Here is an 11,040-nt window from a genome sequence, read left to right as displayed (position 1 = left end):
GCCTATACAGGGCTGGAAATCTGGATCATGCGTCAGGGCGTAAGGGTGAGCCACTCACGCCCCTACCACCCTCAAACGCAGGGCAAGCTGGAAAGACAGCATCGCAGCATGATCAGAGAGGTTTTTAAAGGCGTGTGCCTGATTGACCTGCCCAGCGCGCAGTTCACGCTGGACGAATGGCGCAAGATCTACAACTTCGAGCGCCCGCACGGCGGCATAGGCATGCAGATACCAGCGTCTCGCTATACGCCCAGCGCACGGGAGTATCAGGAGGTGCTACCTGCCATCGAGTACGGTGCTGAGCTTCATGTACGAAAGGTGCAGGCTAAAGGTGAGATCTACTGGCAGGGTCAGCCCTGGAGGCTCGGTAAAGGTTTTAAGGGCGAGCGCGTAGGTGTACGAGAGGGTGTTGAGGATGGGCAATACGATGTCTTCTGGGGAAGCCATCGTATTGCGCAAATTGACAGAGTGACCGGGGTTGTAATATCAGGGAAAAAGCTTCGTTAACTGTTCGCTATGTCTCCGAACAAAGTGTTCGCTATGTCCCCGGTCCATACACTCCCGGAGGGAGAGGGGACCTATTGGGGGATATTAGCGATGTGCAGCGACCTGAGATGTATTAGATGAATCCATAATCGACTCAATTTTTTCAGGTCAATGGATCTTGTGGAACAACTCGGTCGGTTCCCTCTCCCTTGGGAGAGGGCCAGGGTGAGGGGCTTTTGCAGTCCGTCGTCACCCCACCCTTACCGTTTCGCAGTTGCAGGTGTATCGTATTCGCCTTTTGCGGGCGCTGAGCCCGCGCCGGATACGAGAGGTAGTTAAGTCCATGTCCTTTACCCGTCGACAAATACTCGGTGGTTTAGCCGGCCTGGTCGTGGTGGGTGTTGGCGCAGGGGGCGCTTCGCGTTACTGGTTGGGCAAGATGGCCGATGAGCAGGCCGGTCACGATTACGAACTGATTGCCGCGCCGCTGGACGTCGAGCTGGTGCCGGGTCATCAGACCGAGGCCTGGGCTTTTGGCCCTTCGGCGCCGGGCACTGAGTTGCGGGTGCGCCAGGGTGAATGGCTGCGGGTGCGGTTTATCAACCATCTGCCGGTTGCGACCACGATCCATTGGCACGGCATCCGCCTGCCTCTGGAAATGGACGGCGTGCCGTACGTCTCGCAATTGCCGGTGCTGCCTGGCGAATACTTCGATTACAAGTTCCGGGTGCCCGATGCGGGCAGCTACTGGTATCACCCCCACGTCAACAGCAGCGAAGAACTGGGCCGTGGCCTGGTCGGCCCGCTGATTGTCGAAGAGCGCGAGCCAACGGGCTTCAAGCACGAGCGCACGCTGAGCATTAAAAACTGGCACGTCGATGAAGAAGGCAACTTCCTGCCCTTCAGCATCACCCGTGAGGCGGCGCGTGGCGGCACGGCGGGGCGCTTGTCGACGATTAATGGCAGCCATGTGCCGACCATTGAATTGCCTGCCGGGCAAATCACCCGCGTGCGAATTCTCAACCTCGACAATACCCTGACCTATCGCCTGAATATTCCCGGCGTCGAGGCGCAGATCTATGCGCTGGATGGCAACCCCATCGAGCCGCGCCCGCTGGGCAAGGAATATTGGTTGGGCCCCGGCATGCGTATTTGCCTGGCGATCAAGGCCCCGGCTGCGGGGGAAGAACTGTCGTTGCGCGATGGTCCGGTGCGTCTGGGCACGCTGTTGTCGGTGGCCAATAACGATGCACCTGCACAATGGCCGCCCGCCTTGCCGGCCAATCCGATTGCCGAGCCTGATGTCGACAAGGCCGAGAAGCTCAATTTCAACTTTGAATGGGTCGGTTCCGTGTCCGAGAACCTGGGCACGGATCAGCCGCCGAGCCTGTGGCAGATCAACGGCGTGGCCTGGGACATCAAGGACAAAACCTGCGCTGACCGGCCGATTGCCAAGCTCAAGCTGGGCCAGAGCTACGTGTTTGAATTCAAGAACATGACCCAGTACCAGCATCCGATCCACCTGCACGGCATGAGCTTCAAGGTGCTGGCGTCCAATCGCAAAAAAATCACGCCGTATTTCACCGACACGTACCTGTTGGGCAAAAACGAGCGTGCCCGCGTGGCCCTGGTGGCCGATAATCCCGGCGTGTGGATGTTCCACTGCCATGTGATTGACCACATGGAAACCGGCCTCATGGCCGCAATTGAGGTTTCCTGATGCGACAAGGGCGTCAACCCCAGATTATCGACCGCAGCCGCGATCAAGACTTTATGCGTGAAGCGCTGGCGCTGGCGGCGCAAGGCGCGGCCTTGGGTGAAGTGCCGGTGGGCGCGGTGCTGGTGCAAAACGGTGAAATCATCGGCCGTGGTTTCAACTGCCCCATCAGCGGCAGCGACCCCAGCGCCCATGCTGAAATGGTCGCCATCCGCGCCGCGGCCACGGCGGCCAGCAACTACCGGCTGCCCGGCAGCACGCTGTACGTGACCCTGGAGCCGTGCAGCATGTGCGCAGGCTTGATCGTGCATTCACGGGTATCGCGAGTGGTGTTCGGTGCGCTGGAGCCCAAGGCGGGGATTGTGCAAAGCCAGGGGCAATTTTTTACCCAGGGCTTTTTGAACCACCGGGTGCTGTTTGAAGGCGGAGTGCTGGCCGACGAATGCGGCGCCATCCTCAGCGAATTCTTCAAGGCCCGCCGGGCGAAATAACCCGCAGACCCTTGTAGGAGCGAGCTTGCTGTGGGAGCGGGCTTGCTCGCGATGAGATCACCTCGATATACATGATGTACCGAGGTGTTCATATCGCGAGCAAGCCCGCTCCCACAGGGGGGTGAATGGTTTTATTTTTTAGCGACGATCACGGCGCGCATTGGCGCGGGCAGGCCTTCGATGGTTTTGCTGTGGTCGTTCGGGTCCAGGTAGTCGCTCAGCGACTGGTATTTCATCCATTCAGTCGCACGTTGTTCTTCAACGGTGGTGATGCTTACGTCGACGCAACGCACATCGCTGAAACCGGCACGGCGCAGCCAGCGTTCCAGGGCGGGGATCGAGGGCAGGAACCACACGTTGCGCATCTGCGCGTAGCGGTCTTCGGGCACCAGCACCTGGTTCACATCGCCTTCAATCACCAGGGTTTCCAGCACCAGTTCGCCCCCTTTGACCAGGCAGTCTTTCAACGCCAGCAAATGCTCGATGGGGGAGCGGCGGTGGTAGAACACGCCCATGGAAAACACCGTGTCGAAGCCTTCCAGATTGGCCGGCAGGTCTTCGAACGGGAAGGGCAGGTGCCAGGCGGCCTCTTGCTGCAAAAAGCGTTGAACGGCCTGGAACTGGCAGAAGAACAGCCAGTTGGGGTCGACGCCGATCACGCTGTGGGCGCCTGCGCCGAGCATGCGCCACATGTAATAACCATTGCCGCAGCCAACATCGAGAATGCGCTTGCCCTTAAGGTCGATGTGCGGCGCCACGCGTGACCATTTCCAGTCTGAATGCCACTCAGTGTCGACATGCACGCCGAACAAGTCAAACGGGCCTTTGCGCCACGGTGACAGGCCGAGCAGCGCCTGGCGCATTTGCGCGCGGGTGGCGTCGTCGCAGTCGGTGTCCAGGGTCAGGCCGTTAAGCAGATCGATCTCGGTCGGCAGCACGTTGGGCAAGGCGTCCAGCGCGCTTTGCCAGCGTTCCAGGTCGCCGTGACCTTTCTCCATTTTGACGTCGAGCTGCGCTTGCAGGGTGGTGGCCCATTCAGCCAAAGGCGTCCCGGCCAAACGGCGGGCGAGGGGGGAAAGATCAATCATGGCAAGGCAATCAACGAGGCAAAGTTAAGACACTGGAACCACGGCACGACTTTCGAGAACCCGGCCGCCAGCAGGCGTTCGCGGTGTTCTTCGAGGCTGTCGGGCTTCATGACGTTTTCGATGGCGCTGCGCTTTTGTGCAATTTCAAGGTCGCTGTAACCGTTGGCCCGCTTGAAGGCGATGTGCAGATCGGTCAGCAGCGCATGCTCTTCGGGATCACTGAAGCGCAGCTTCTCGGAGAGGATCATCGCGCCACCCGGCAGCAACGACTGGCGAATCCGGCTGAGCAAGGCCAGGCGCTGGTCAGGGGCGATAAATTGCAGGGTGAAGTTCAGCGCCACTACCGAGGCAGGCTGAAATTCCAGGGCCAGAATGTCGCCTTCGATTACCTCGACCGGCAGCAACTCCTGAAACATCGAGTTCTGGGCGTTGAGGTATTCACGGCAGCGCTCGACCATGGCGGTGGAGTTGTCCACGGCAATGACTTTGCAGCCATCGGTGCGCACATGGCGGCGCAAAGCCTGGGTCACCGCGCCCAAGGAACTGCCCAAGTCGTACAGCACGCTGTCGGGCTGGGCGAATTGAGCCGCGAGCACGCCCAGGTTTTCGACAATCGTCGGGTAACCCGGCACCGAGCGCTTGATCATGTCCGGGAACACCCGCACCACGTCTTCGTTAAAGGCGAAGTCCGGGACCTGGGCCAGGGGCTGGGCGAAAATACGGTCAGGTTCTTTACTCACGACTTCTTTGCTCACGACAGTTCCGGCGCTGGATAGTTAAAACGGGGGCGCATTTTAGCCAAGTTGGCGCCGGGATGCGCGGTCTGTCTGATAAGCCGTGCAGGCTCAGTTAACGGTGATGGGGCAATCGAAGGTTTGCGCCGGTTCTGCTTCGGGCTCCCAGGGTTGCTGAGAGGTCAGGCGCAGGCGGCCGTTGCCCGCAGCAAAGGCCTCAAAGCGCCAGGTCGAATGCCCGCCACTGCCGAGCAGTTGGCCGTCATCGCTGCTGTTGTAGACCTCAGGACCAAGGCTGCGCAGCACGCCGCCTGCCGAGTCCTGGATGGCCCAGCGGTAGCCGGTGGTGGGGTTGCTGGGCAGCGACAGCATGAGGTTTTGGCCCACATGCAGTTGAATCGGACAGTCGCTTTGTTCTTCAACAGTAACGTTTTGCGCAGGCGGGTGCGCACAGGCGGCCAGCAAACCGAGGCTGAGCAGCGGGACTAAACGTGCGAGGGACATTGCAGGCTCCGGTCGGACAAAGACAAGTGCGCAGCATACCCCATGCTGGCGGCTGCGCCATTTGTCGTCGGCCACAAGCCGGAAAGTCAGAAGCTGGCGTGGGGTGGAGTGATGGTGAAATCACCGCACATCTCAAGGGCTTCGCCTTTATGGTCTGAGCCTTCAAAGGTGAACAGGCGGGCGCTGTAGCAACTCTCGATCACGCTGAGGTGCAAGGTGCCGACATTGGCCTGGTTCAAGTGGTACATCTCGCGCCCATCGACTTCAACGTATTCGATGTAGGACATCCCTTGCACCGGGCCAGGTTCGCCCTGTTTAAACAGGTAGATACCCGATTGAATATTGATGTCCAGGGTCAGGGCAATGGCGCGATACGCCTTGGAACCGAACTCGTCGAACTCTGCGGTCACGATGATTTTTTTGTGGCTGCTGGCGAAGGTCATTTCTTGCGCCGCAAAGGGGGACCTGTCAAGTAACTCGGCCTTGAGTTCACCGCGGGTTCTGGGGTTGAAAGCGCTTGGGCTCGTAACGTTGCGCCAAAGGGCATCGGGATTTTGATACGCAGGATGGTGAAGTGGCATAGCAGTTCCCAACGTTAATACCTGTCGGCTGAGATGCTATTAACGTTGGGAAATACAGATGTGTCTACTGTCAGAAATAACAGGTGTTTAGCTAAACAGGTTTGGCCAGTGGCCAAACCTGTTTATACGAGCCCCTCTGGCGCAAGGGTTTGCGCCTTTTTGACTCAGAGGGCAGTACACGTGGCGTTTAAAACAGCACTTTGGCCACGTCGGTGAAGCGCTTGGCGAAGTGCACGGTCATGCCTTCTTTCAAGTAGTCCGGCAGTTCCTCGTACTTGCCGCGATTCGCCTCGGGCAAGATCAGTTCGTGGATTTTCTGCCGACGGGCCGCAATGACCTTTTCCCGAACCCCGCCAATCGGCAGGACATAGCCGGTGAGGGTCAGTTCGCCGGTCATGGCGATACCTTTTTTCGGCGCCTGATTGCGCGCCAGAGACAGCAAGGCGCTGGCCATGGTGACGCCTGCACTTGGGCCGTCTTTAGGTGTGGCGCCCTCCGGCACGTGCAAGTGCACAAAGGCCTCGTCAAAGAATCGCGGATCCCCACCAAACTGCTTCAGGTGGGAGCTGATGTAGCTGTAAGCGATTTCAGCGGACTCTTTCATCACCTCGCCCAATTGCCCTGTCAGCTTGAAGCCGCGGTTGAGCGTGTGGATGCGGGTGGCCTCGATTGGCAGTGTCGCGCCGCCCATGCTGGTCCAAGCCAGGCCGGTGATCACGCCGACGCCACTGATGACCTGCTCGTTGCGGAACACCGCGGCGCCCAGCGACGCTTCGAGGTCTTTGGGGCCGATCTTGATCACCGCGTCAGGGTTGTCGAGCAACTTGACCACGGCCTTGCGCACCAGCTTGCCCAGTTGTTTTTCCAACTGGCGCACACCGGCTTCACGGGCATAACCATCAATCAGCAAGCGCAGCGCACTGTCAGTGATGTTCAGGCGCGCTTTATCGACACCGGCTTTTTCCAGCTGTTTAGGCCACAGGTGACGCTTGGCAATCGCGACTTTCTCTTCGGTGATGTACCCCGAAAGGCGGATGACTTCCATGCGGTCGAGCAGAGGGCCGGGGATCGAGTCCAGCGTGTTGGCGGTGCACACAAACAGCACCTTCGACAGGTCCAGGCGCAAGTCCAGGTAATGGTCGAGGAAGTCGACGTTTTGCTCCGGGTCGAGGGTTTCCAGCAGCGCTGATGCCGGGTCGCCCTGGAAGCTTTGGCCCATCTTGTCGATCTCGTCGAGCATGATCACCGGGTTCATCACTTCAACGTCTTTGAGCGCCTGCACCAGCTTGCCCGGCTGGGCACCGATGTAGGTTCGACGATGGCCCTTGATCTCGGCTTCGTCGCGCATGCCGCCAACGCTGAAGCGGTAGAACGGACGGCCCAACGATTCGGCAATCGATTTGCCGACACTGGTTTTACCCACGCCCGGCGGGCCGACCAGCAACACGATCGAGCCACTGACCGAGCCTTTGTAAGCGCCCACGGCGAGGAACTCTAGGATGCGGTCTTTGATGTCATCCAGCCCGGCGTGGTGCGCGTCGAGCACCTTGCGCGCGTGCTTGAGGTCCAGTTTGTCCTTGCCGAACACGCCCCACGGCACTGAGCTGGCCCAATCCAGGTAATTGCGGGTGACCGCGTACTCGGGCGAGCCAGTCTCAAGAATCGACAGTTTGTTGATTTCTTCGTCAATGCGCTTGCGGGCCTGGGCGGGCAGGGTCTTGCTTTCAAGGCGTTGCTTGAATTGCTCGATGTCGGCACTGCGATCATCTTTGGTCAGCCCCAGCTCTTGCTGAATGACCTTAAGTTGCTCTTTAAGGAAAAATTCACGCTGATGTTCGCCGATTTTGAGGTTAACTTCGGCGGAAATTTCATTTTGCAGGCGTGCGACTTCGACTTCCTTGCGCAGCATCGGCAAGACTTTTTCCATGCGCTTGAGGACGGGCACGCAATCGAGCACTTCTTGCAGCTCGTTGCCTGTGGCCGAGGTCAAGGCGGCGGCAAAGTCGGTGAGGGGCGAAGGGTCGTTAGGGCTGAAGCGGTTGAGGTAGTTTTTCAGCTCTTCGCTGTACAGCGGGTTAAGCGGCAGCAGCTCTTTGATCGCATTGATCAGCGCCATGCCGTAAGCCCGGACTTCGTCGGTGGGCTGATTGGCTTCCTGCGGGTATTCGACTTCCACCAGGTACGGCGGGCGGTGGTGTTTGAGCCACATGCTGATGCGCACACGGCTCAGGCCTTGAGCCACAAATTGCAATTTGCCGTTTTCGCGGCTGGCGTGGTGCACTTTCACCAGCGTGCCGTACTCGGGCAGGCTGGTGGTATCAAAATGGCGCGGGTCATCAGTGGGCGTGTCGACAAAAAACAACGCCAGCGAGTGATGAGGCGACTTGCTGACCAAGTCGAGGGTTTCGGCCCAGGGTTCTTCATTGACGATGACCGGCAGCACTTGTGCCGGGAAGAACGGCCGATTGTGAATCGGGATGATGTACACCTTGTCCGGCAGGTTCTGACCCGGCAGGGCCAGCTCGGTCCCGCCCTTGTGAGCGGTTGATTCAGCTTCGTTGTGTTCTATATCAGCGTGCTCGACGGTGTTCTCTTTAAAATTTTGCTGGTCGCTCATGGGGCACCTGCGCAATGGGGTATGTGCTTTAGATGGGGCACGGAGCCAGAGGTTTCAATGGTGAAGTTTTGTTCACCGCGTAAATCAGCCAACACCCAACCATAGGCCAAGGCGCCGTTTCTTTCCGTGCGCGTGTTGCGTTGTTGCGTGCCAGTAAAAAAGCTAAGCCTTTGTCGCCAACAACTTGACGGTAGACGGCCCGTATTTATTAGGCGATCTTCTTGTTTGTGACGACGAGGCTGGAAAATTATCAAAGCTGGGCTAAAAGTCAGTTATTTGACTTTTAAGTTGGCGAGAGAGTGCCCGCATGCCTCAGGGATTCGTTACACAGGCAGTACATCGTCAATGGATTGAGGCCCGCCGATGAAATTGCGCAATAGCTTTCAGGCTCATATCAGCTTCGTACTCGCGCTGCTGTTGCTGGTCGTAATCGGTGCCGTGTATTTCGCGGTAAAGGCGGCGACCGTAACGGCGGCCAGCGATCAAGCTGAAAATCAGTTGAAAAACGGCACCCTGGTGTTCGAGCGGTTTGTCGATTTTCGTGCGCGGCGTATTCAGTACGGCCTTAACTGGCTGACCAATGACCAGGATTTTCGTGAAGCCGTCATCGATGGTCGCCCGCAAGAAATTGAAAATGCCCTGGAAACCTTCGAGGCCAGCCTGCGCGACAGTGACCTGTTCGTGCTCGACCTGCAGGGCAAGATCATCATCAGTACCCTGGCGAGCCTGCCGCCAGGCCAGACTTTTCCGTACGCTCAAGCCTTGAGCCAGGCGCGGCGCGGCTCACAGATCAAGCTGATCGGGGTACTCGACGAGCGCCCCTACATGATGGTGCAAGGTGTGGTGCTGGCGCCTTTGCCCGTGATGCGGGTGGTGTCGGCGATGCCGATGGATGAAGTATTTGCCCAAGAGTTACGCACCTTGAGCAACCTTGAAGTGTCATTTTTGGGGGTGAAAGACGGGCGTTCTGGGCCGTTGGCCAGCACCCAGCCAGAGGCCATGGAAGAGAGCCTTGTGCGGTTTTTGCGCGACAACCCGCCGGGGCCCTTGACGCACTTCAGTGAGTTCGCCGGTAAGCGTTTTTTGGGGCAGTTGCTGCAAATGGCCAACTCGGGCGACCCTGCCAACGGCCAGGTCATGGCCTTGCTGCAAAGCCCGCTGGACCAGACGTTACAGGCGTTCACCTCGCTGGACCGCAAGTTTTTGTGGATCTCCCTCGCGGCCTTGCTGGCCTCATTGCTGGGCGCATTGTGGCTGGCGCGTGAAGTGTCGCGCCCGGTCAGCCTGCTGGCCGCAGCGGCGCAGCGTATCGGGCGGGGTGATTACTCAACGCCGGTAGTACTAAAACGCCGCGACGAACTGGGCTTTCTGGCCCGGGCATTCAACGCCATGCAAACCGGGATTGCCGTGCGTGAACAACAATTGGCGCACAACGCATTGCACGATCCATTGACCGGCCTGCCCAACCGGGCGTTGGCCATGGAGCGACTGGGCAGCGCCATTACCGCCCGACGCAGCGTGGTGTTGATCTATCTGGGGATTGAAAACTACCGCTTGATCAGCGAAAGCTCGGGCCCGCAAGGGCTGGAGTTGATCATGCTCAAAACCACCCATGCCCTGATCGAGGCGCTGCCTGAAAGCAGCACGGCCGCACGCATCACCGGTAACGAGTTCTTGTTGCTGCTGGAAAACACCCAGGTCGATGCCGGGGTGGCGATGGCAGATCACTTGTATGGGGTGTTGAGCCAACCTTTGAATATCGACGGGCATGATGTGCAACTGGATGTTCGCATGGGCATCTCGGTGTATCCGACCCATGGCCAAACCGCCGAAGAACTGATGGCCCGCGCCGCCATTGCGCGCAGTGACGCAGCGGCCTTGACCGGCTATCTGCAGGTCTATCAACAGGACCGCGACCTCGCGCATCAGCGGCAAATTCAGTTGATTCGGGACTTGCGCCATGCCGCCAGTGACGGCGAACTGTTTATTCAGTATCAGCCCAAGCTCGACCTGCGCAGCGGGTATGTGAGCCAGGCCGAAGCTTTGCTGCGTTGGCAGCATCCGGTGTTTGGCGTGGTCTCACCGGCAGAGTTCATCCCGCTGGCAGAACGCTCGGGGAGCATGAAACTGCTGACTGACTGGGTGATTGACGCGAGTATTCGGCAACTGGCCGAGTGGAACCGCCGCGGGCTGCACCTGCAACTGTCGATCAACATTTCGGCTGACGATTTGCGCGGTGATTGCCTGGCCCCGCAAGTGCAGGCCTTACTGGCGCAGTATCAGGTGGCAGCGCAGCAACTGACTTTCGAGATCACCGAAAGCGCGGTGATGCACGATCCCGAGCATTCGCTGGCGGTGCTCAGAGGGCTACGCGATTGCGGGATCAGTTTGTCGGTGGACGACTTTGGCACGGGCTATTCCTCGCTGGCCCACCTCAAGCGGCTGCCGGTACAGGAACTGAAAATTGACCAGTCCTTTGTGCGTAACCTGGACGAAGCCAGTGAAGATGCGGTGATCGTGCGCTCGACCATTGAAATGAGCCATAACCTGGGGCTAAAAGTGGTGGCCGAAGGCGTTGAATACCCTCACAGCCTGGACTTGCTCAAGCGCTGGCAGTGCGACACGGCGCAAGGCTACCTGATCAGCCGCCCGCTGGACGCTGCGGCGTTTGAAAGCTGGTTGAATGAGTTGCGGGCTACGGCACTGATTTCTTAAGAGATCGCAGCCTGCGGCAGCTCCTACGGTAGAGGTGGCTCGCGTAGGAGCTGCCGAAGGCTGCGATCTTTTGATCTTAAATATGCAGACATAAAAAGGCGGCTATC

General features: G+C 58.9%; 9 protein-coding genes. 4 read left to right on the top strand and 5 right to left on the bottom strand.

Annotated features, from left to right (window positions below; translation table 11 throughout):
- From GHO25_RS03690 to tadA, 3 genes are all read left to right on the top strand, one after another.
- On the top strand, positions 1–507 hold a 507-nt coding region (locus GHO25_RS03690), incomplete at its 5' end, for an integrase core domain-containing protein (RefSeq protein WP_218581061.1).
- 322 nt (positions 508–829) lie between these two features.
- Positions 830–2,206, top strand: coding sequence for a multicopper oxidase family protein (locus GHO25_RS03685; RefSeq protein WP_048385943.1), 1,377 nt, complete (start codon positions 830–832; stop codon positions 2,204–2,206).
- The gene (gene tadA / locus GHO25_RS03680) at positions 2,206–2,694 is read left to right on the top strand and encodes a tRNA adenosine(34) deaminase TadA (RefSeq protein WP_048367027.1); all 489 of its coding nucleotides are present in this window, start codon (positions 2,206–2,208) and stop codon (positions 2,692–2,694) included. The genes GHO25_RS03685 and tadA overlap by 1 nt, the downstream gene beginning before the upstream one ends.
- Before the next feature lie 131 nt (positions 2,695–2,825).
- Here tadA and cmoB read toward each other — a convergent pair whose 3' ends face one another.
- The 5 genes from cmoB to lon all read right to left on the bottom strand — a co-directional run bounded on the left by cmoB (position 2,826) and on the right by lon (position 8,218).
- Entirely contained in the window at positions 2,826–3,782 is a 957-nt protein-coding gene (gene cmoB / locus GHO25_RS03675) for a tRNA 5-methoxyuridine(34)/uridine 5-oxyacetic acid(34) synthase CmoB (RefSeq protein ID WP_153389914.1), read from the bottom strand.
- On the bottom strand, positions 3,779–4,522 hold the full coding sequence (cmoA, locus tag GHO25_RS03670; protein WP_048367780.1) for a carboxy-S-adenosyl-L-methionine synthase CmoA: 744 nt from the start codon (positions 4,520–4,522) through the stop codon (positions 3,779–3,781). Before cmoA ends, cmoB begins: the two co-directional genes overlap by 4 nt.
- A gap of 105 nt (positions 4,523–4,627) precedes the next feature.
- Entirely contained in the window at positions 4,628–5,020 is a 393-nt protein-coding gene (locus tag GHO25_RS03665; protein ID WP_048367025.1) for a protease inhibitor I42 family protein, read from the bottom strand.
- Positions 5,021–5,106: 86 nt separating this feature from the next.
- Positions 5,107–5,463 carry a hypothetical protein gene (locus GHO25_RS03660; protein ID WP_256677153.1) on the bottom strand — a complete coding sequence of 119 codons (357 nt, stop codon included), beginning with the start codon at positions 5,461–5,463 and terminating at the stop codon, positions 5,107–5,109.
- A 325-nt stretch (positions 5,464–5,788) separates the two neighbouring features.
- Positions 5,789–8,218 carry an endopeptidase La gene (gene lon / locus GHO25_RS03655; RefSeq protein WP_153389912.1) on the bottom strand — a complete coding sequence of 810 codons (2,430 nt, stop codon included), beginning with the start codon at positions 8,216–8,218 and terminating at the stop codon, positions 5,789–5,791.
- A gap of 363 nt (positions 8,219–8,581) precedes the next feature.
- On the opposite strand from lon, the gene GHO25_RS03650 reads away from it, so the two are divergent.
- Entirely contained in the window at positions 8,582–10,933 is a 2,352-nt protein-coding gene (locus tag GHO25_RS03650) for a bifunctional diguanylate cyclase/phosphodiesterase (RefSeq protein WP_153389911.1), read from the top strand.
- Positions 10,934–11,040 lie beyond the last annotated feature (107 nt).

This window comes from Pseudomonas sp. FSL R10-1350, from assembly GCF_009600525.1.
GTDB classification, from domain to species: domain Bacteria; phylum Pseudomonadota; class Gammaproteobacteria; order Pseudomonadales; family Pseudomonadaceae; genus Aquipseudomonas; species Aquipseudomonas helleri.
The sequence above is the reverse complement of the archived record's forward strand: the minus strand, read 5'-3'. Positions and strand labels throughout refer to the sequence as shown.

Bases quoted from the DNA above. Each gene is read 5' to 3' on its own strand.
- GHO25_RS03685 (WP_048385943.1), top strand. From the start codon at position 830: ATGTCCTTTACCCGTCGACAAATACTCGGTGGTTTAGCCGGCCTGGTC.
- tadA (WP_048367027.1), top strand. From the start codon at position 2,206: ATGCGACAAGGGCGTCAACCCCAGATTATCGACCGCAGCCGCGATCAA.
- cmoB (WP_153389914.1), bottom strand. From the start codon at position 3,782: ATGATTGATCTTTCCCCCCTCGCCCGCCGTTTGGCCGGGACGCCTTTG.
- GHO25_RS03665 (WP_048367025.1), bottom strand. From the start codon at position 5,020: ATGTCCCTCGCACGTTTAGTCCCGCTGCTCAGCCTCGGTTTGCTGGCC.
- GHO25_RS03660 (WP_256677153.1), bottom strand. From the start codon at position 5,463: ATGACCTTCGCCAGCAGCCACAAAAAAATCATCGTGACCGCAGAGTTC.
- lon (WP_153389912.1), bottom strand. From the start codon at position 8,218: ATGAGCGACCAGCAAAATTTTAAAGAGAACACCGTCGAGCACGCTGAT.
- GHO25_RS03650 (WP_153389911.1), top strand. From the start codon at position 8,582: ATGAAATTGCGCAATAGCTTTCAGGCTCATATCAGCTTCGTACTCGCG.